17 protein-coding genes and 2 pseudogenes are annotated in these 20,695 nt (G+C 70.0%); 17 read left to right on the top strand and 2 right to left on the bottom strand.

From position 1 onward, the window contains the following. Positions 1–370: 370 nt before the first annotated feature. The 10 genes and pseudogenes from ilvC to glpK form a co-directional block, all read left to right on the top strand. Positions 371–1,402 (top strand): annotated as a pseudogene (gene ilvC / locus CSC71_RS05120) (ketol-acid reductoisomerase); the annotation flags it as partial. Further along, entirely contained in the window at positions 1,399–3,123 is a 1,725-nt protein-coding gene (gene ilvG / locus CSC71_RS05115; RefSeq protein ID WP_162373278.1) for an acetolactate synthase 2 catalytic subunit, read from the top strand. The pseudogene ilvC and the gene ilvG, both read left to right, overlap by 4 nt. Continuing rightward, complete coding sequence (locus tag CSC71_RS05110) at positions 3,107–3,370, top strand: ACT domain-containing protein (protein WP_162373277.1); 264 nt, start codon at positions 3,107–3,109, stop codon at positions 3,368–3,370. The genes ilvG and CSC71_RS05110 overlap by 17 nt, the downstream gene beginning before the upstream one ends. A 72-nt stretch (positions 3,371–3,442) precedes the next feature. Continuing rightward, complete coding sequence (locus CSC71_RS05105) at positions 3,443–4,576, top strand: threonine dehydratase (RefSeq protein ID WP_162373276.1); 1,134 nt, start codon at positions 3,443–3,445, stop codon at positions 4,574–4,576. Then, complete coding sequence (locus tag CSC71_RS05100) at positions 4,573–6,144, top strand: 2-isopropylmalate synthase (RefSeq protein ID WP_246192001.1); 1,572 nt, start codon at positions 4,573–4,575, stop codon at positions 6,142–6,144. Before CSC71_RS05105 ends, CSC71_RS05100 begins: the two co-directional genes overlap by 4 nt. Positions 6,145–6,293: 149 nt before the next feature. Beyond that, on the top strand, positions 6,294–7,712 hold the full coding sequence (gene leuC / locus CSC71_RS05095; protein ID WP_162373275.1) for a 3-isopropylmalate dehydratase large subunit: 1,419 nt from the start codon (positions 6,294–6,296) through the stop codon (positions 7,710–7,712). Beyond that, on the top strand, positions 7,712–7,885 hold the full coding sequence (locus CSC71_RS05090) for a hypothetical protein (RefSeq protein WP_162373274.1): 174 nt from the start codon (positions 7,712–7,714) through the stop codon (positions 7,883–7,885). The genes leuC and CSC71_RS05090 overlap by 1 nt, the downstream gene beginning before the upstream one ends. Next, positions 7,882–8,457: a 3-isopropylmalate dehydratase small subunit gene (gene leuD / locus CSC71_RS05085; RefSeq protein WP_162373273.1), complete on the top strand. Its 576-nt coding sequence runs from the start codon at positions 7,882–7,884 to the stop codon at positions 8,455–8,457. The genes CSC71_RS05090 and leuD overlap by 4 nt, the downstream gene beginning before the upstream one ends. 50 nt (positions 8,458–8,507) lie before the next feature. Next, positions 8,508–9,554 carry a 3-isopropylmalate dehydrogenase gene (gene leuB, locus CSC71_RS05080; RefSeq protein WP_162373272.1) on the top strand — a complete coding sequence of 349 codons (1,047 nt, stop codon included), beginning with the start codon at positions 8,508–8,510 and terminating at the stop codon, positions 9,552–9,554. Between the two features lie 70 nt (positions 9,555–9,624). Then, positions 9,625–11,121 (top strand): glycerol kinase GlpK, encoded by a 1,497-nt coding sequence (glpK, locus tag CSC71_RS05075; RefSeq protein ID WP_162373271.1) that lies wholly within the window; start codon positions 9,625–9,627, stop codon positions 11,119–11,121. Between the two features lie 155 nt (positions 11,122–11,276). Here glpK and CSC71_RS05070 read toward each other — a convergent pair whose 3' ends face one another. Both CSC71_RS05070 and CSC71_RS05065 read right to left on the bottom strand, forming a co-directional pair. Beyond that, positions 11,277–14,441 carry an efflux RND transporter permease subunit gene (locus CSC71_RS05070; RefSeq protein ID WP_162373270.1) on the bottom strand — a complete coding sequence of 1,055 codons (3,165 nt, stop codon included), beginning with the start codon at positions 14,439–14,441 and terminating at the stop codon, positions 11,277–11,279. Between the two features lie 4 nt (positions 14,442–14,445). Then, positions 14,446–15,528 carry an efflux RND transporter periplasmic adaptor subunit gene (locus CSC71_RS05065; RefSeq protein WP_162373269.1) on the bottom strand — a complete coding sequence of 361 codons (1,083 nt, stop codon included), beginning with the start codon at positions 15,526–15,528 and terminating at the stop codon, positions 14,446–14,448. Between the two features lie 76 nt (positions 15,529–15,604). On the opposite strand from CSC71_RS05065, the gene CSC71_RS05060 reads away from it, so the two are divergent. From CSC71_RS05060 to CSC71_RS05030, 7 genes and pseudogenes are all read left to right on the top strand, one after another. Then, positions 15,605–16,255, top strand: a complete 651-nt coding sequence (locus tag CSC71_RS05060) for a TetR/AcrR family transcriptional regulator (RefSeq protein ID WP_162373268.1) — start codon at positions 15,605–15,607, stop codon at positions 16,253–16,255. Positions 16,256–16,406: 151 nt separating this feature from the next. Continuing rightward, positions 16,407–17,063, top strand: a complete 657-nt coding sequence (locus CSC71_RS05055) for a protein-L-isoaspartate O-methyltransferase family protein (protein ID WP_162373267.1) — start codon at positions 16,407–16,409, stop codon at positions 17,061–17,063. Positions 17,064–17,092: 29 nt separating this feature from the next. Beyond that, positions 17,093–18,454, top strand: a pseudogene (locus CSC71_RS05050) (TolC family outer membrane protein); the annotation flags it as partial. 19 nt (positions 18,455–18,473) lie between these two features. Then, positions 18,474–19,373, top strand: coding sequence for a beta-ketoacyl synthase chain length factor (locus CSC71_RS05045; RefSeq protein ID WP_343037673.1), 900 nt, complete (start codon positions 18,474–18,476; stop codon positions 19,371–19,373). Further along, positions 19,366–20,160, top strand: coding sequence for a lysophospholipid acyltransferase family protein (locus CSC71_RS05040; protein WP_162373266.1), 795 nt, complete (start codon positions 19,366–19,368; stop codon positions 20,158–20,160). Before CSC71_RS05045 ends, CSC71_RS05040 begins: the two co-directional genes overlap by 8 nt. After that, positions 20,141–20,419 (top strand): phosphopantetheine-binding protein, encoded by a 279-nt coding sequence (locus CSC71_RS05035; protein WP_162373265.1) that lies wholly within the window; start codon positions 20,141–20,143, stop codon positions 20,417–20,419. Before CSC71_RS05040 ends, CSC71_RS05035 begins: the two co-directional genes overlap by 20 nt. Before the next feature lie 6 nt (positions 20,420–20,425). After that, positions 20,426–20,680 carry an acyl carrier protein gene (locus CSC71_RS05030; protein ID WP_162373361.1) on the top strand — a complete coding sequence of 85 codons (255 nt, stop codon included), beginning with the start codon at positions 20,426–20,428 and terminating at the stop codon, positions 20,678–20,680. Positions 20,681–20,695 lie beyond the last annotated feature (15 nt).

The raw sequence follows: 20,695 nt of genomic DNA, 5'->3' as shown, positions 1-20,695 counted from the left end.
GCGCATTGCAGCTTGTCTGGAAAGGGCCGGAATTTTGCGGGGTTTTCTCGGTTTCAGTGGAAACCATTTCGCCGGCAACCGACGTTCGTCGCATTTCGTCGGAACGCGCTTGACAACGCCGACGACGCGGGTTTAGTTTGCCCTAATGCTGCAACGCCACACGCCACTCGCGAACGTTCCGACCGCGGCCGAAGCCGCGTCGCTTGCGCTCGTACTCGTCCTTATTACCAAGCCCACAGGTGCGGGACGGACCGGCGCGTAACTGCAAAACACGCCAGATTCTCGAAACCCCGCACCGCAAGGCGCGGGGTTTTTTGTTTGAAGACTTCCCGACACCACTCACTCCCCGACCTCCCTCCGAAACTGGAACCTTCGCACCATGACCCAGCAGCAGAATCTTCCCAACATCAAGATCGCCATCGTCGGTTACGGCAGCCAGGGCCGCGCGCACGCGCTGAACCTGCGCGAATCCGGTTTCGACGTGACCGTGGGCCTGCGCCCGGGCGGCCCCACCGAGGCCAAGGCGCAGGCGGATGGTTTCGTGGTGAAGCCGCCGGCCGACGCGGTGAAGGACGCCGACCTGGTCGCGGTGCTGACCCCCGACATGGTGCAGAAGAAGCTGTACAACGAGGTGCTGGCGCCGAACATGAAGCAGGGCGCGTGCCTGCTGTTCGCGCATGGCCTGAACGTGCACTTCGGCATGATCGTGCCGCGCGACGATCTCGACGTCGTCCTCGTCGCGCCGAAGGGCCCGGGCGCGCTGGTCCGCCGCGAATACGAGATCGGCCGCGGCGTGCCGTGCATCTGGGCGGTGTACCAGGACCGCAGCGGCAAGGCCAGGGAGCTGGCGCTGGCCTACGCCGCCGGCCTCGGCGGCGCGCGCGCCAACCTGATCGAGACCACGTTCAAGGAGGAGACCGAGACCGACCTGTTCGGCGAGCAGGCGGTGCTGTGCGGCGGCGCCTCGTCGCTGGTGCAGGCCGGTTTCGAAACGCTGGTCGAGGCCGGCTACCAGCCGGAGATCGCCTACTACGAAGTGCTGCACGAACTGAAGCTGATCGTCGACCTGTTCTACGAGGGCGGCATCACCCGCATGCTCGAGTTCGTTTCCGAGACCGCGCAGTACGGCGACTACGTCAGCGGCCCGCGCGTGATCGATGCCTCGGTGAAGGCGCGGATGAAGGACGTGCTGACCGACATCCAGGACGGCACCTTCACCAAGAACTGGGTCGCCGAGTACGAAGCCGGCCTGCCGAACTACAAGAAGTTCAAGCAGGCCGACCTCGACCACCCGATCGAGCAGGTCGGCAAGCAGCTGCGCGCGAAGATGGTGTGGCTGCAGGCCGGCGCTTCGCAACCCGACACGGACGAGCAACCTTCCGAGAAGCAGGCCGCCGCATGAACGCAACCGCCGCCACTGCCCCACGCAATGGCGCCCGCTGGATCGCCCATGCCCTCGAAGCCGAGGGCGTGGACACGCTGTTCGGTTATCCCGGCGGCACCATCATGCCGTTCTACGACGCGCTGGTGGATTCGAAACTCAAGCACATCCTCGTCCGCCACGAGCAGGGCGCGGCGCTGGCGGCGAACGGCTACGCGCGCGCCAGCGGCAAGGTCGGCGTCTGCGTCGCCACCTCGGGCCCCGGCGCGTCCAACCTGGTCACCGGCATCGCCGACGCGATGCTCGACTCGGTGCCGATGGTCTGCCTGACCGGGCAGGTGGCGACGCCGCTGATGGGCACCGACGCGTTCCAGGAACTGGACGTGTTCGGTCTGACGATGCCGATCGTCAAGCACAGCTTCCTGGTCAGGAAGGTCGGCGACCTGCCCGAAGTGCTGCGCGAAGCCTTCCGCATCGCCCGCGAAGGCCGTCCCGGCCCGGTGCTGGTCGACCTGCCGAAGGACGTGCAGATGGCCGATGCCTCGCACCTGCCGGACCACGTCCCCGCCGCGGTCGAAGCGCCGCCGGCGCCCGACGCGGCGAGGCTGGCCGAGGCGCTGGCCGCGATCGCCGGCGCGGAGAAGCCGGTGGTCTACGGCGGCGGCGGCATCGCCCTGGCCGACGCGGTCGACGCGTTCCGCCAGTTCGTCGAGGCCACGCGCATCCCGACCGTGCTGACCCTGCGCGGGCTGGGCGCGCTGCCCGGCAACCATCCGCAGTTCCTCGGCATGCTCGGCATGCACGGCACGCGCGCGGCGAACATGGCGGTGCAGGAATGCGACCTGCTGGTCGTGGTCGGCGCGCGCTTCGACGACCGCGCCACCGGCAAGCTGGCCGAGTTCGCGCCGTTCGCGCGCGTCGTCCACCTCGATGCCGATGCGTACGAGATATCCAAGCTGCGCACCGCCGACATCGCGATCCCCGGGGACGTCGCCGCGGGCCTGCGGGCGCTGGGCGGCGCGCGCGCCACCTGCGACGACTGGCGGCAGACCTGCCAGCAGCGCCGCGAGCGCTTCGCCGCGCGCTACGACGCGCCGGGCGGCGACATCTACGCACCGGCGCTGCTGAAGCGGTTGAGCGAAGTCGCGCCGGACGACGCGATCATCGCCTGCGACGTCGGCCAGCACCAGATGTGGGTGGCGCAGCATTGCAAGTTCGACCATCCGCGCAACCACCTGACCAGCGGCGCGCTGGGCACGATGGGCTTCGGCCTGCCGGCGGCGATGGGCGCGCAGTTCGCCTGCCCGGAGCGCACGGTGGTCCTGGTCAGCGGCGACGGCAGCTTCATGATGAACGTGCAGGAGCTGGCGACGATCGCGCGCACGCGCATGCCGGTGAAGATCGTGCTGCTGGACAACAACGCGCTGGGCATGGTGCGGCAGTGGCAGGAGCTGTTCTTCGCCGAGCGCTACAGCGAGATCGACCTGTCCGACAACCCCGACTTCGCCGCGCTGGCGCAGGTGTTCGGCATCCCGGCCCGGCGCATCGAGCGGCGCAGCGAGGTCGACGACGCGCTGGCCGCGCTGCTGGCCCAGCCCGGCCCGGCGCTGCTGCACGTGGCGATCGACGTGAAGGCGAACGTGTGGCCGCTGGTGCCGCCGAACAGCGCCAACAGTTCGATGCTGGAATCCAACCCGGCCAAACCGAACCCGGAGCCCTCGAACCATGCGATACCGGCTTGACCTGGTGCTGAAGCCCGCCGAAGGCGCGCTGGTGCGCGTGATCGGCATGGCCGAGCGCCGCGGCTTCACCCCGTGCGAGATCAGCGGCCGGCCCGACGGCAGCGGCGGCCCGTGGCGGCTGCAGCTGGTCGTCGACGGCCAGCGCCCGGCGGAAACCCTGCGCCTGCAGATGCAGAAGGTCTACGACTGCGAGTCGGTCGAGGTCACGCCGCTGGACGAAACCGCCACGCTGGAGGCGGTCGCGTGATCGCCGCCCGGACCGCCATCGGATCCGCTGTTCGGAGGCGTCTTCTTCCAGCTGGGACGTTCGCCGGCCGCCATGCCTGATTCCCGCGCCAGCTCCAGCGTCGAAGGCGACGTAGGCGTCGGCGTCGCCGACGTGCTGGCCGCGCAGGCGCGGCTGCGCCGCTACCTGCCGGTGACGCCGATGCACCGCGCCGAACGTTTCGGCACGATGCTGAAGCTGGAAAACCTGCAGCGCACCGGCTCGTACAAGGTGCGCGGCGCGTTGAACGCGTTGCTGGCCGCGCGCGAGCGCGGCGACCGCCGCCCGGTGATCTGCGCTTCGGCCGGCAACCACGCGCAGGGCGTGGCCTGGGCCGCGTACCGGCTCGGCGTGCCCGCGATCACGGTGATGCCGCACGGCGCGCCGCGGAACAAGGTCGCCGGCGTCGCCCATTGGGGCGCGGCGGTGCGCCAGCACGGCGACAGCTACGACGAGGCGTTCGCGTTCGCGAAGGAGCTGGCCGCGCAGAACGGCTACCGCTTCCTGTCCGCGTTCGACGACCCGGACGTGATCGCGGGGCAGGGCACCATCGGCATCGAAATCGCCCCGCATGCGCCGGACGTGGTGATCGTGCCGATCGGCGGCGGCGGGCTCGCTTCCGGCGTCGCGCTGGCGTTGAAGTCGCAGGGCGTGCGCGTGGTCGGCGCGCAGGTCGAGGGTGTCGACGCGATGGCGCGCGCGCTGAAGGGCGACGCCACGCCGATCCCGCCGGCGCCGACGCTGGCCGACGGGGTCAAGGTCAAGGTGCCGGGGTTCATCACCCGCCGGCTGTGCGCCTCGCTGCTCGACGACGTGGTCATCGTGCGCGAGGCCGAACTGCGCGAAACCCTGGTGCGGCTGGCGCTGGAGGAAAACCTGATCGCCGAAGGCGCCGGCGCGCTGGCGCTGGCCGCCGGCCGCCGCGTCGCCGGCAAGCGCAAGTGCGCGGTGGTTTCCGGCGGCAACATCGATGCCGGCGTGCTGGCGCAACTGTTGTCCGAGGTGCGCCCCGCCGCGCCGCGCAAGCCGCGCCGGCGCGCGCCGGAACCGGAGCCGGGCCGACTTACGCGCTCCGTCGCGAATCCGCCGGATGCCGCGACTTCCGCCACTCCCCCCATCACCCCCGCCGTGCGCGAAAATGAACGCCAAGCGCGCGCCGCTGCAGTAACCGAGGAACCCGTCTGGTGAACACGTCCACTTCCCCCAACAACGTCCGCATCTTCGACACCACGCTGCGCGACGGCGAGCAGTCGCCCGGCTGCAGCATGACCCCGCCGCAGAAGGTGGTGATGGCGCGCGCGCTGGCCGAGCTCGGCGTCGATGTCATCGAAACCGGCTTCCCGGCCAGTTCGCAGTCCGACCGCGAGGCGATGGCGCTGATCGCGCGCGAACTGCGCGACACCACGCTGGCGGTGCTGTCGCGCTGCCTCGAGGCCGACATCGACACCTCGCTGCGCGCGCTGGAGGGCGCGGCCAGGCCGCGCCTGCACGTGTTCCTGTCGACCAGCCCGCTGCACCGCGAGTACAAGCTGCGCATGAACAAGGCGCAGGTGCTGGACTCGGTGCACAAGCACGTCGCCTACGCGAGGCGCCACATCGACGACGTCGAGTTCTCCGCCGAGGACGCGACCCGCACCGAAATCGACTTCCTGGCGCAGGTGGTCGAGGCGGCGATCGCCGCCGGCGCCACCACGATCAATCTGCCCGACACGGTCGGCTTCACCACGCCGGAGGAAATCCGCGAGATGTTCCGCAAGCTGATCGCGGAAGTGCCGGGCGCCGGGAACGTGGTGTTCAGCGCGCACTGCCACAACGACCTGGGCCTGGCCGTGGCCAATTCGCTGGCCGCGATCGAGGGCGGCGCGCGCCAGGTCGAGGGCTCGATCAACGGCATCGGCGAGCGCGCCGGCAACTGCGCGATCGAGGAACTGGTGATGGCGCTGAAGGTGCGCAACGCCTTCTACAACTTCGATACGAACATCGACGCGCGGCGCATCGTGCCGACCTCGCAGCTGCTGTCGCGGCTGGTCGGCATGCCGGTGCAGCGCAACAAGGCGGTGGTCGGCGCGAACGCGTTCGCCCACGAGTCCGGCATCCACCAGCACGGCATGCTGCGCCACCGCGGCACCTACGAGATCATGCGCCCGCAGGACGTGGGCTGGCCGGACACGCAGATGGTGCTGGGCCGCCACAGCGGCCGCGCCGCGGTCGAGGCGCGCCTGCGTGCGCTCGGCTACTGGCTGGAGGACGACGAACTGGCCGCGGTGTTCGAACAGTTCAAGGCGCTGTGCGAGAAGCAGCGCGTGGTCACCGACAGCGACCTGCAGTTGCTGATGCACGACGACGCCAGCGGCAACCAGGGCTACCGCCTCGCCTCGATGACGATCAACGACGGCGGCGCGCGCACCGGCGACATCCGCGCCAGCGCCACGGTCGAACTGTCCGATCCGAACGGCGAGCGCTTCACCGAGACCGCCAACGGCGACGGCCCGGTCGATGCGCTGTTCTCGGCGCTGGCCGCGGCCACCGGCGTCGACCTGGTGCTGGAAAGCTACCAGGTGCACAGCGTCGGCCTCGGCGCCGACGCGCGCGGCGAGGCCAACCTGAGCGTGCGCTACGGCGACGAGGAATACGACGGCACCGGCACCAGCAAGGACGTGATCGAGGCCAGCGCGCTTGCCTGGCTCGACGTGGCCAACCGCATCCTGCGCGAACGCAACGCCGTCCGCGCCGGCGGCGTGATCGCCGCCGCCTGACTTCCGCTCCCTCCTCCGTTCCGCGGGGAGGGCAGGGGTTGGGGGTGCGTGGCCGGCGATGGAAACCATCGTCCCCGCCTGTCCCCGTCCCGGCCTTCCCCCGCAAGCGCGGGAAGCGACGTAAACCATCACCCATCCAGACCTTTTCCATGACTTCCGCCCCACGCACCCTGTTCGACAAACTCTGGGACGCCCACGTCGTCGTCCCCGAAACCGACTCCGCCCCGGCGGTGCTGTACATCGACCTGCACCTGATCCACGAGGTCACCTCGCCGCAGGCCTTCGCCGAGCTGCGCGCGCGCGGGCTGAAGCCGCGCCGCCCGGACCGCACCAAGGCGACGATGGACCACTCGACGCCGACGCTGCCGGCCGGCCCGGACGGCCGGCTGCCGTACTACACCAAGGCGTCGGAGACGCAGGTCGAGACGCTGGCGCGGAATTGCGCCGAGTTCGGCATCGAGCTGTTCGACATGGGCTCGGCCGGCCGCGGCATCGTCCACGTGATTGCGCCGGAGCAGGGCTTCACCCGGCCGGGCATGACCATCGTCTGCGGCGACAGCCACACCAGCACGCACGGTGCGTTCGGTTCGCTCGCGTTCGGCATCGGCACCAGCGAGGTCGGCCACGTGCTGGCCACGCAATGCCTGCTGCAACGCAAGCCGAAATCGATGTCGATCACCGTCGAAGGCGAGCTGGCCCCGGGCGTCGGCGCCAAGGACGTGATCCTGCACGTCATCGGCGCCATCGGCGTCAACGGCGGCACCGGCCACGTCATCGAGTACCGCGGCTCGACGATCCGCGCGATGGACATGGAACAGCGCATGACCCTGTGCAACATGTCGATCGAGGCCGGCGCCCGCGCCGGCATGGGCGCGCCGGACGAAACCCCCTTCGAATACGTCCGCCGCACCCCGCACGCGCCGGCGGATTTCGACGCGGCGGTGGCGGGGTGGAGGCGGCTGCGCACGGACGATGGCGCGAAGTTCGATGCCGAAGTCGTCATCGACGCGAAGGACATCCGCCCGACCCTGACCTGGGGTACGCACCCGGGTACCGCGATCGCGGTGGACGAGCCGATTCCCGCGGCCAGCGACGCGGCGGCGAAGAAGGGCCTGGACTACATGCATTTCGACGCGGGGCATCCGCTCGAAGGCACCCCGGTCGACGTGGTCTTCGTCGGCTCCTGCACCAACGGCCGCCTGCGCGACATGCGCGAGGTCGCGGTGGTGCTGAAGGGCCGCAAGGTCGCGCCGAACGTGCGCATGCTGGTCGTGCCGGGCTCGGAGATCGTCAAGCGCGAGGCCGAGGCCGAGGGCATCGACCGCATCGTCCGCGAAGCCGGCGCCGAATGGCGTGAGCCGGGCTGCTCGATGTGCATCGCGATGAACGGCGACCTGGTTGCGCCGGGGCAGCTGGCGGTCAGCACCAGCAACCGCAATTTCGAGGGGCGCCAGGGCCCCGGTTCGCGCACGCTGCTGGCCTCGCCGCTGAGCGCGGCGTGGGCGGCGGTCAATGGCAAGGTCAGCGATCCGCGCGAGTTGTTCGCCGGAAAGAAGGCGGTGGCGTGATGGCCCAGCACCACAGCGATACGGCCGCCGCGGTGGCCTTCCAGTCCGACATCGCCCGCGCGCTGTCGCGCCGCGCCGCCGACATGCCGCTGCATTCGCAGGTGCAGGCGAATAAGGGCGGTTCGGCATCCGTTCCGCCGAAGAAGAAAAAGGCCAAAGGAAAGGTTAAATGAGCGGCTTCCGCGAACTGAAATCGAAGAGCGTCGTGCTGGCGCAGACCAACATCGACACCGACCAGATCATCCCCGCGCGCTTCCTGTCGACGACCGAACGCGCCGGCCTGGGCAAGAACGCGTTCAACGACTGGCGCTGGCAGGCCGACGGCTCGCCGAACCCCGACTTCCCGTTCAACCAGCCGCAGAACCGGGGCCGCTCGATCCTGCTCGCCGGCCGCAACTTCGGTTGCGGTTCCTCGCGCGAGCACGCGCCGTGGGCGCTGACCGACCTCGGCCTGCGCGCGATCGTGTCCAGCGAGATCGCCGACATCTTCCGCAGCAACTCGCTGAAGAACGGCCTGCTGCCGATCGTGCTCGACGAGGCCGACGTGCAGGCGCTGATGCGGCGTCCCGACGACGAGCTGACCGTGGACGTGGCCGCGCGCGAACTGCGCACGCCTGATGGCCGCGTGTATTCGTTCCCGCTCGACAGCTTCTCGCAGACCTGCCTGCTGGAAGGCGTCGACGAACTGGGCTACCTGCTCGCGCGCGCCGACGCGATTTCGCAATACGAACAACAACGCCAATAACCGGCTCCCCCCCTGCATCCGCAGGGGAGGAGGCAAGAACGGGAAGCCACATGCAAGCCAACATCGTCGTACTGCCCGGCGACGGCATCGGTCCGGAAGTCACCGCTGCCGCGATCGCCGTCCTCAACGAAGTCGCCAGGCGCCGCGGCCACGGGTTCGCCTTCGCCGAACACGACATCGGCGGCATCGCCATCGACCGCCACGACGATCCGCTGCCGGCCGCGACGCTGGAAGCGTGCAAGCGCGCCGACGCGGTGCTGCTCGGCGCGGTCGGCGGGCCGAAGTGGTCGGACCCGAACGCGAAGGTTCGCCCGGAACAGGGCCTGCTCGCGCTGCGCAAGGGCCTGGGCCTGTACGCCAACCTGCGTCCGGTCAGGCCGCACCCGGCCGCGCTCGGCGCCTCGCCGATCAAGGCCGAACTGCTGCAGGGCGTCGACATCGTCGTCGTCCGCGAACTGACCGGCGGCATCTACTTCGGCGACAAGACCCGCACCGCGACCGCCGCCAGCGACCTGTGCGCGTACTCGGTCGCCGAGATCGAGCGCGTGGTGCGCAGTTCGTTCCGCCTCGCGGAACGGCGCAAGGGCCGCGTCACCTCGGTCGACAAGGCCAACGTGCTGGAAACCTCGCGGCTTTGGCGCGACGTCGCCGCGCGGATCGGCCGCGTGGAATTCCCGGGCGTGGAGCTGGAGCACCAGCTGGTCGATTCGATGGCGATGCACCTGCTGGCCAAGCCGCGCGAGTACGACGTGATCGTCACCGAGAACATGTTCGGCGACATCCTGACCGACGAGGCTTCGATGCTGGCCGGCTCGCTCGGCCTGCTGCCGTCGGCCTCGCTCGGCGACGGCAGCATCGGCGTGTACGAGCCGATCCACGGCTCGGCGCCGGACATCGCCGGCAAGGGCGTGGCGAATCCCTACGCGACGATCCTCAGCGCGGCGCTGCTGCTGCGGCATTCGCTCGACCTGCACGACGAAGCCGGGCAGGTCGAGGACGCGGTGGGCAAGGCGCTGGACGATCGGCAGTTCACCGCCGACCTCGGCGGCAGGCTCGGTACCGCCGAGGCGACGCAGGCGGTGCTGCAGCGCCTGTAACCGCGGGGGCGCGTCGCGCCCCACGGTGTCGCGTATGCGATGATTCCGCGCGCATCCGTGGAGGGACGCGATGGAAAAGCGCTACATCCTGGCCATCGACCAGGGGACGACCAGCTCGCGCGCGATCCTGTTCGAACGCGACGGCACGGTGGCCGGCGTCGCCCAGCGCGAGTTCACGCAACTGTTCCCGCAACCGGGCTGGGTCGAGCACGACCCGCGCGAGATCCTCGCCAGCGTGCACGCGACCATCGCCGAGGTGCTGACCCGCGCGCAGGTCGCTTCCGCGCAGATCGCCGGCATCGGCATCACCAACCAGCGCGAGACCACGGTGGTCTGGGACAGGAACACCGGGCAGGCGATCCACAACGCGATCGTCTGGCAGTCGCGGCAGACCGCGGGCATCTGCGAGCAGTTGAAGGAGGACGGGTACGACGGACCCGTGCGCGACCGGACCGGCCTGCTGGTCGACGCCTACTTCTCCGGCACCAAGGTCAAGTGGATCCTCGACCACGTGCCGGGCGGGCGCGGAAAGGCCGAACGCGGCGAACTGCTGTTCGGCACCATCGACAGCTGGCTGCTGTGGCACCTGTCGGAAGACCGCACGCACGCGACCGATTACAGCAACGCTTCGCGCACACTGATGTACGACATCCACCGGCGCGAATGGAGCCCGCAGCTGCTCGACATGCTCGGCGTGCCGGCATCGATGCTGCCGGAAGTCCGCGCCAGCAGCGGCGTGTTCGCGCACACCGCGAGCGACGGCGTGCTGTCGCGCCGCGTGCCGATCTGCGGCATCGCCGGCGACCAGCAGGCGGCGCTGTTCGGCCACGCCTGCTTCGAGCCGGGCATGGCCAAGAACACCTACGGCACCGGCTGCTTCCTGCTGATGAACACCGGCGACAAGGCGGTGCGCTCGGACAACGGCCTGCTGACCACGCTGGCCTGGGGCATCGGCGGCGAGGTCGAGTACGCGCTGGAGGGCAGCATCTTCGTCGCCGGCTCGGCGGTGCAATGGCTGCGCGATGGGCTGCGCATGCTCGGCCGCGCCAGCGACACGCGCGACTACGCGGAACGCGCGCCGTCGAACGAAGGCGTGTATTTCGTGCCCGCCTTCGTCGGCCTCGGCGCGCCGTACTGGCGCAGCGACGTGCGCGGCGCGATGTTCGGCCTGACCCGCGGCACCACCAAGGAAATCTTCATCCGCGCGGTGCTCGAGTCGATGGCCTACCAGAGCCGCGACGTGCTCGACGCGATGCAGGCCGACGCGGGCATCCGGCTGAAGGCGCTGCGCGCCGACGGCGGTGCGATCCGCAACGACTTCGCCGCGCAGTTTCAGGCCGACATCCTCGACGTCGCGGTCGAGCGGCCGAAGAACGCCGAAACCAGCGCGTGGGGCGCGGCTTGCCTGGCCGGGCTGGCGGCCGGTTTCTGGGAAAGTCGCGAGGAACTCGCGGCGCAGCGGCAGGTCGAGCATCGCTTCGAGCCGCAGATGGATGCCGGGAAACGCGAAGCGTTGTATGCCGGCTGGAAGCGTGCGGTGCAGGCGACGCTGGCTTTCACGGTCTGATCCGTGCCGCCGTTCTTCCTCTCCCCTTTGCGGGAGAGGGAAAGCGCGCGGCATACGAGGAAGAGGGGACGGCTTCTCACGCGAAGCTCACTGCGTTCGCGTCCCCCCATCCGGCGCTACGCGCCACCTTCTCCCGCAGGGGGAGAAGGGGAAAATCAACCGCCGCGCTCTTCCGGCTTCACCCTGAACCACGCCGCGTACAGCGCCGGCAGGAACAGCAGGGTCAGCAGGGTCGCCACGGTCAGGCCGCCCATGATCGCCACCGCCATCGGCCCGAAGAACGCGCTGCGCGACAGCGGGATCATCGCCAGGATCGCGGCGAGCGCGGTCAGCACGATCGGGCGGAAGCGGCGCACGGTCGCCTCGATGATCGCGTGCCAGCGGTCGTGGCCGGCGTCGATGTCCTGCTGGATCTGGTCGACCAGGATCACCGAGTTGCGCATGATCATGCCGGCCAGCGCGATCGTGCCGAGCATCGCCACGAAACCGAACGGCACGCGGAACACCAGCAGCGCCAGGGTCACGCCGATCAGGCCCAGCGGCGCGGTCAGCAGCACCAGCGCCACCCGCGAGAAGCCGCGCAGCTGCAGCATCAGCAGCGTGGTCACCACCAGCACGAACAGCGGCAGGCCGGCCTTGATCGAATTCTGCCCGCGCGCCGAGTCCTCGACCGTGCCGCCGGTTTCCAGCAGGTAGCCTTCCGGCAGCGCGGCGCGGATGCCGTCCAGCGTCGGCAGGATCTGCGCGGCCACCGTCGGCGGGGTCAGTTCGTCGCGGATGTCGGCGCGCACGGTGACCGTCGGTAGGCGGTCGCGGTGCCAGATCACGCCGTCCTCGAACGCGTATTCCAGCCGCGCGACCTGCGACAGCGGCACGCTGCCGTTCGGGGTCGGCACCGCCAGGCTGCCGAGCAGGCCCAGCTGCAGGCGTTCCTGTTCCGGACCGCGCAGCAGCATCTCGATCAGTTCGTTGTCCTCGCGGTAGGTGCTGACGTGCAGGCCGGACAGCGAGCCGGCGAGGAAATGCGCGACGTCGCTGCTGCTGACCCCGAGCGCGCGCGCGCGTTCCTGGTCGATGTCCAGCCTGACCACCTTGCTTGGCTCGTCCCAGTCCAGGTTGACGTTGGCCACGTGCGGGTTGGCGCGGACCTTGTCGGCGACCTGCCGCGCGATCGCCTGCACGCGGTCGATGTGCTCGCCGGACACGCGGAACTGCACCGGGTAGCCGACCGGCGGGCCGTTCTCCAGCCGGGTCACGCGCAGCTGCAGTTCGGGGAATTGCGGCGCGACTTCGTCGATCAGCCAGCTGCGCAGCGCCTCGCGCGATTCGATGTCCTCCGCCAGCACCACGAACTGGCTGAAGTGGGTCTGCGGCAACTGCTGGTCCAGCGGCAGGTAGAAGCGCGGCGAACCGGTGCCGACGTAGGCGACGTAGTTGTCGATGCCCTCCCGCTTCGCCAGCAGCGCCTCGAGCTTGCGCGCCTGCGCGTCGGTCGACTTCAGCGACGAGCCCTCGGCCAGCTCCATGTCGACCATCAGCTCGGGGCGGGTCGAATCCGGGAAGAATTGCTGCGGCACGAAGCGGAACAGCGCGATCGACGCGACGAAGGCGGCGATGGTGATGCCGATCACCAGCCAGCGCCGGCGCAGGCAGGCGTCGAGCAGCACGCGGAAGCGCCGGTAGAACGGCCGCTGGTACGGATCGTGGTCGTGCGCGGGGTGCGAAGCCGGCGCGATCCAGCCGGCGAAGGCGGGGAAGCGGTCGGCGAGGCCTTGCCGGAACGCGCGCCAGCGTGCCGCCGGCGAGCCCGGCTTCGGCGCCTGCGGCGTCAGGTGCAGGTCGGGCAGCATCTTGTCGCCGAGGTAGGGGATGAACAGCACCGCGGCGATCCACGACACCACCAGCGCGATCGTCACCACCTGGAACAGCGAGCGGGTGTATTCGCCGGTGCTCGACGCCGCGGTCGCGATCGGCAGGAAGCCGGCGGCGGTGACCAGGGTGCCGGTCAGCATCGGGAACGCGGTTGTCCGGTAGGCGAAGCTGGCCGCCTTCATCCGGTCGAAGCCCTGTTCCATCTTGATCGCCATCATCTCCACCGCGATGATCGCGTCGTCGACCAGCAGGCCCAGCGCCAGCACCAGCGCGCCCAGCGAAATCTTGTGCAGGCCGATGCCGAAGTAGTGCATCACCGCGAAGGTCATCGCCAGCACCAGCGGGATGCTGACCGCGACCACCAGGCCGGTGCGCAGGCCGAGCGAGAAGAAGCTGACCAGCAGCACGATGCTGACCGCCTCGGCCAGCACGCGCACGAACTCGCCGACCGATTCGCGCACCGCGTGCGGCTGGTCGGAAACCTTGCGCAGTTGCATGCCGGCCGGCAGCGTGCGCTGCAGGCGCTGAAATTCGCCTTCCAGGGTGTCGCCGAGGCGGATGATGTCGCCGCCATCCTTCATCGACACCGCTATGCCGATCGCGTCCTCGCCCATGAAGCGCATCTTCGGCTGCGCCGGGTCGGAGAAGCCGCGCTTGACCTCGCCGATGTCGGCGATGCGGAAGCTGCGCCCGCCGGCGCGGATCGGGAAGTCGCGGATCGCCTCGACCGAGTCGAGCTTGCCGCTGACCCGCAACTGCACGCGGTCGGTCGCGGTCTCGAAGAAGCCGGCCGACGCCACCGCGTTCTGCGCCTCCAGCGCCTGCTGCACCGCGGCCAGCGGGATGCCGAGCGTGGCCAGCTTGGTGTTCGACACCTCGATCCAGATCTTCTCGTCCTGCAGGCCGACCAGCTCGACCTTGCCGACGTCGGGCACGCGCTGCAGCGCCAGCTGGATGCGTTCGGCGTAGTCCTTCATCACCGCGTAGTCGAAGCCCGGCGCGGTCAGCGCGTAGATGTTGCCGAAGGTGTCGCCGAACTCGTCGTTGAAGAACGGCCCGACCACGCCCTCCGGCAACGTCGCGCGGATGTCGCCGACCTTCTTGCGCACCTGGTACCACAGGTCGGGGACCTCCTTCGAGCGCATCGAATCGCGCGCCATGAAGATCACCTGCGATTCGCCGGGGCGCGAGTACGAGCGGATGAACTCGTACTTGCCGGTGGTCATCAGCGCCTTCTCGATGCGTTCGGTGACCTGCTTCGACACTTCCTGCGCGGTCGCGCCCGGCCACACGGTGCGCACCACCATCGCCTTGAAGGTGAACGGCGGGTCCTCGGACTGGCCGAGGTGGCGGTACGACCAGGCGCCGATCAGCGCCAGCACGATCATCGCGTACAGCACCAGGCTGCGGTGGGTCAGCGCCCATTCGGAGAGATTGAAGCGGCGCATGGCGTCACTCCGCCTTCGCGACGGCGGCGGGCGCTGGTAGTACCGGCTTGTTGCTGCGGTCGACCGCGACCACCTGCTGGCCTTCGCGCAACAGGTGGCCGCCGGCGGCGACGACCCAGTCGGCGGCGGTCAGGCCCTTCAGCACCGGCGCTTCGGTTTCGCCGTACGGCCCCAGTTGCACCGGTTGCGCGCGCAGCCGGCGGGTCTTCGCGTCGACCACCCATACCGAGGTCGCGCCGCCGTCGCCGCGCTGCACCGCCGACAGCGGCACGCCCAGCGCGGCGGACAGGCCGTTGCGCTGCACGAACACGCGCGCGCTCTGGCCCAGGTCGACCGCCTGCGCGGCGTCGCCGTCGAGCGCGACCCGCGCCAGGTAGGTGCGGGTCTGCGCGTCGGCGGCGGGGGCGATCTCGCGGATGGGGCCGGGCAGGCGCCGGCCGGGCGCGCTCCACAGTTCGACCTGCGCCGGCTGGCCGACGCCGAATTCGCGGATATGCGCCTCGGGCAGGGCGATGACGACCTCGCGGCCGCCGTCGGCGGCGAGGGTGAACACGGTCTGCCCGGCGGCTACCACCTGGCCGGCCTCGGCCAGGCGGCTGGCGATGACGCCGTCGCGCGGCGCGCGCAGCTGCGTGTATGCGGTCTGGTTGCGGGCGACCTCGTACTGCGCGCGCGCGGATTCGTAGGCCGCCTGCTGGGCGTCGAACGCCGACTGGCTGACCAGCTTCTGCGCGACCAGCTTGCGGTAGCGGTCCAGGTCGCCCTGCAGGCGGACCAGCTCGGCCCGCGCGGCCCGCGCCTGCAGGCTGGCGTCGCCCGGGTCGAGCACTGCGAGCACGTCGCCGCGGTGGACCCGCGCGCCGGCGTCGACGTCGCGGCGGACCAGGTTGCCGCCGATGCGGAACGACAGCGGGCTTTCCTCGCGGGCATGCACTTCGCCGGCGAAGGTGGCCAGCGCGGCCTGTTCGCCGCCGCCCGGATGCGCCACCAGTACCGGCCGCGGCGCCTCGGCCGCCTGTTCGCCGCCGCAGGCGGCCAGCGCCGCACACAACACCGTCAGAACCCATCCCGCGTATGCGCCGCGCATGCCCGACTCCGCCGTCGAATAAATGGACTTTCCGGTATAGTATATTTATCGAACCGGTTGGTCTAGTATTCGAAACATGAGCAGTATTCCCGCACCCACCAGCCGCAAACCCGCCGCCGGTCCCGGCCGGCCCAAGGACCTGGGCAAGCGCACCGCGATCCTCGAGGCGGCCAAGAACCTCTTCGTCAACGAGGGCTATGGGGTCAGCATGGACCAGATCGCCGCCGCCGCCGGCGTGTCCAAGCTGACCGTGTACAGCCATTTCGGCGACAAGGAAGCGCTGTTTTCGGCGGCGATCCGCAGCAAGTGCGACGAGATGCTGCCGAAGGACCTGTTCCAGCCCGACCTGAAGGGGCCGCTGCGCGAGCAGCTGCTGGCCATCGCCCGCGCGTTCTTCGCCCTGGTCAGCAGCGACGAGGCCCTGTCGATGCACCGGATGATGCTGTCGTCGGCGCAGACCGACGCGCCCCTGCGCGAGATGTTCTGGAACGCCGGGCCGCAGCCGACCATCGACGCGCTGGTCGCGTTCCTGCGCGCGCGGGTCGAGGCCGGCGAACTGGCGATCGACGACATCGACCGCGCCGCGCACCAGTTCTTCTGCCTGACCAAGGGCGAGCTGCACAACCGGCTGATGTGCGGGCTGGGCGGCAGGCCCGGCCGGGCCGAAATAAACGTCCATTTGCAGTCCACCGTGGATTTCTTCCTGCGCGGTTATGCGCCGCGCTGAGGGGGGATCCCGGTGAAACACGGCGTGACCAAGGTGTCGGTGACTTCCGGCACTGAGGAAAATCGCCCCGCGGCGGCGATCCTGTCGGCCTGCGGACCCGTCGTTCGTCGCTAGAATAGCGACCCCGCGTTCCTTGCCGATACCCCCCGCCATGACGATCGATTACCCCAGTGCCCGCGAAAAGATGGTCGAGCAGCAGGTCCGCCCGTGGGACGTGCTCGACCTGCGCGTGCTCGAAACCCTGTCCGCGCTGCCGCGCGAGGCCTTCGTGCCGCCGGCGCACCGCGCCCTGGCCTACGCCGACATCGAACTGCCGCTGGGCCACGGGCAGAAGATGATGAAGCCGGTCATCGAGGGCCGCACCCTGCAGGCGCTGGCGCTGCAGCCGGGCGAGGAAGTGCTGGAGATCGGCACCGGCAGCGGCTTCCTGTCCGCCTGCCTCGGCGCGCTGGCGCGCGAAGTGCTCAGCCTCGAGATCGTGCCCGAACTGGCCGCAGGCGCGCGCGCCAGCCTCGACGCCGCCGGCCTCGGCAGCAACGTGCGCATCGAAACCGCCGACGCCTTCGCCTGGGACACCGAGCGCCGTTTCGACGCGGTGGTCGTGACCGGCGCGTGCGCCGAACTGCCGGTGCGGTTCGCGCGCTGGCTGCGCCCGGGCGGCCGCCTGTTCGCCGTGCACGGCCATTCGCCGGTGATGGAAGCGGTGCTGGCGCACAACGATGTCAACGGACTGCGCCTGGAGTCGTTGTTCGAAACCGACCTGCCGTACCTGGCCGGTGCCGCCCCCGCGCCGCAATTCGTGTTCTGAACGAAAAGCCCCCCAAGGAAACAGACCGCATGAGCCGCCGTCCCCTCGTCCTCGCGCTTGCCCTGCCGCTGTCGCTGCTCGCAGCCAACGCCGGCGCCACCGACCTGCTGCAGACCTACGAGCTGGCCCGCACCGGCGACACCACCCTGTCGATCAGCGAATCCAACGCCGCGATCGACAAGGAAGGCAAGGTGCAGGCGCGCGCCGCGCTGTTGCCGTCGATCAACGGCAGCGCCAGCTACGACCTCAACCACAGCAGCCGCCCGGGCAGTCCGGTCGGCAACACCAAGAGCCGCGGCTACGGCGTCAACGTCAACCAGACCCTGTTCGACTGGAGCAGCATCGCCAACCTGCGCGCCAGCCAGGCCGTCGCCCGGGCCGCCGACTACGACCTGGCCTCGGCCAACAGCAGCCTGATCGTGCGCACCTCGGCGGCGTATTTCGACGTGCTGATCGGCATCGAGTCGCTGGCCGCGGCCGAGACCAACGAAGCCGCGTCGAAGAAGCAGTACGACTACGCGCAGAAGCGCCTCGACGTCGGCCTGGCGCCGATCACCGACGTGCACGAAGCGCGCGCCCAGTACGACAGCGCACGCGCCAACACCATCCTCGCCCGCAACGCGCTGGACGACGCCTACCGCGCGCTGACCGAACTGACCGGCCAGCCGGTGGCCAACCTGCAGGGCCTGCCCGACGACTTCCGTCCGGAACTGCCGCCGGAACAGTCGGCACAGGCCTGGGTGGACCGCGCGCTGGAGCAGAACCCCGACCTGAAGTCGGCCGAACTGGGCCTGAAGTCGGCCGAGTTCGGCGTGTCCGGCGCCCGCGCCGGGCACTATCCGCGCCTCGGTTTCAGCGGCGGCTACAGCAACGGCACCGCCTGGGATTCCGTGCACGGCCCGCTGTCGCCCGGCATTTCCAGCGACAGCGAAGGCTACAGCTGGGGCCTCACCCTGACCGTGCCGATCTTCTCCGGCGGCGCTACCCAGTCCAGGGTGCGCCAGGCCATTTCCCGCCGCGACATCGCCCAGGACCAGCTGGAAGCGACCAAGCGCGCGCTGATGCGCAACACCAGCAACGCCTACCAGGCGCTGGTCGCCGGCGTCAGCGAGGTCGAGGCGCGCCGCCTGGCGGTGGTCTCGGCGCAGAGCGCGTACGACGCCTCGCAGGTCGGCCTCGAGGTCGGCACCCGCACCGTGCTCGACGTGCTGCAGAACCAGCGCACGCTGTTCCAGGCGCAGGTCGAATACGCGCAGGCCAAGTACCAGTACCTGCAGAACCGCCTGCTGCTGGAACAGGCCGCCGGCTCGCTCGACGTGCAGGACGTGCAGGACGTCAACCGCCTGCTGACCGTCGCCGCCGACGCCAAGCTGTCGAGCGGCGTGATGACGCCGTACCCCGAACCGGAACGTGCGACCGGGAAACGGCGGGCCTTGCCCGCCGTTTCCGTTTCCGGCCTCCCCCTCAGGGGCCCCGTGCCGGGCGGATGGGTGTTCCGGCGCGGCATGGCATGGGCGAAAATGGCCGCACTGTCCCTCGGGACGGCTAACGGATGGCGGTTCTGGGGGGGGCGTGGTCGGTTTTTCGGTAGTGGATTGGGCGGCATGGGCGCCGGGCCTGCAGGAACGCACGGCCTGGGAAGCCTGGGCGCGCGCGCCGTGGGCGCCACGGGGCGACGAGGTTCCCGCGCTGGCCGAAGTGCCGGCGATGCAGCGGCGGCGCATCGAACGGCTCGGACGCATGGCGATCCAGGCCGCGTGCTGGTGCGATGCGCAGGGTGCCGATGCCTCGGCGCCGCTGGTGTTCGCCTCGCGGCACGGCGACGTGGCGCGCTCGGTGGTGCTGCTGAAGTCGCTGGCGGCCGACGAGGCGCTGTCGCCGACCTCGTTCGGCCTGTCCGTGCACAACGCCATCGCCGCGTTCCATTCCATCGCTACCGGCGGGCACGGCAACTACCTGGCCATCGCCGGCGGGCGCGGCACCGCCGAGGCCGCGTGCGTGGAAGCGGCCGGCCTGCTCGCCGACGGCGCGACGGAGGTGCGGGTGGTCTGCTACGAGGCGCCGCCGCCCGCCGAATACGCCGGTTTCGCCGACGAGGCCGAGGTGCCGTTTGCGTGGTGCTGGCGGATCGTCCCGGCCGCGCGCGACGGCATCCGCATCGAACTCGACTGGGATGCCGGCATCGCGACGGATGCCGGCGCTGCCGCATTGCCGCACGCGCTGGACGTGCATCGCTTCCTGCTGTCGGGCGACGCCGAACTGCGTTTCGGCGACGGCGATCGCCGCTGGCGCTGGCGACGCCATGCGTAGCCGCTTCGACCGCGCCTGGCGCGTGCTCGCGACCGGGATCAGCTTCGCTGCGTTCGGCATCGGCGGGCTGTTGCTGCGCGTGCTCGCGTTCCCGCCGCTGCAGTGGTGCGTGCGCGACCCGCGCCGGCGCCGGCGCATCGCCCGGCGCTGGGTGCAGTGCGGCTTCGCCGCGCACATCGAACTGATGCGCCGCCTCGGCGTGCTGACTTACGAAATCCACGGCCGCGAGCGGCTGCAACGCGACGGGCTGCTGGTGCTGGCCAACCATCCGACCCTGATCGACGTGGTGTTCCTGGTGTCGCTGCTGCCCAACGCCGACTGCGTGGTGAAGTCGGCAGTGGCTCGCAATCCGTTCATGCGCGGGCCGGTCCGCGCCTGCGGCTACATCGCCAACGACGACGGCGCCGGCCTGGTCGACGACTGCATCGCCGCGGTCCGTGCCGGCGGCGACCTGGTGATCTTCCCCGAGGGCACGCGCACGGTGCCGGGGCGGCCGCCGCGGCTGCAGCGCGGCGCGGCCTACATCGCCGTGCGCGGCGGGCTGGACGTCACGCCGGTCCGCATTTCGTGCACGCCGCCCACGCTGATCAAGGGGCAGAAATGGTACTGTGTGCCGGAACGCCGCTTCCACGTGAAGATCGAGGTGGGCGAGGATCTGCCGGTGCGGCCGTTCCTGGGGGAACACGACGACGCGACGGGCCGGGAGAACCTGGCGGCGCGGCGTTTGACGGAACATCTGGCGGGTTATTTTTCCGAAGGGGCGATGCGTGCAGGCACTCGAGCTTGAAATCAAGGAACTGATCATTTCGTCGCTGTCGCTGGAGGACATCGCCCCGGACGACATCGACAGCGCCGCGCCGCTGTTCGTCGAGGGGTTGGGCCTGGATTCGATCGACGCGCTGGAGCTGGGCCTGGCGCTGCAGAAGCGCTACGGGGTCAGTTTCGCGGCCGAGGCGGACGATCCGAAGCGGCATTTCGCCAGCGTCAACGCATTGGTGGCATACGTGTCCGCGCACGCCGGTGCGGCGGCCGCGCAGCAAGGGTAAGTGGAAATGACGAAAGACGAGTTGTTCGAACGGATCGCGACGATCCTGAACGAGAGTTTCGAGATCGAGCGGGCGCGGATCGTGCCCGAGGCGAAGCTGTACGACGACCTCGACATCGACAGCATCGATGCGGTCGACCTGATCGTGCAGCTGAAGCCGCTGCTCGGCCGCGGCCTGCAGCCGGACGCGTTCAAGTCGGTGCGCACGGTGCAGGACGTGGTCGATGTGCTGCACGGGCTGACCGTCGCGCAGAACGCCTGAGCCCCATGCGGTGCG

This window comes from Pseudoxanthomonas sangjuensis, from assembly GCF_010211755.1.
GTDB classification, from domain to species: Bacteria; Pseudomonadota; Gammaproteobacteria; order Xanthomonadales; family Xanthomonadaceae; genus Pseudoxanthomonas_A; species Pseudoxanthomonas_A sangjuensis.
This window is presented reverse-complemented; position numbering and strand designations above follow the sequence as displayed.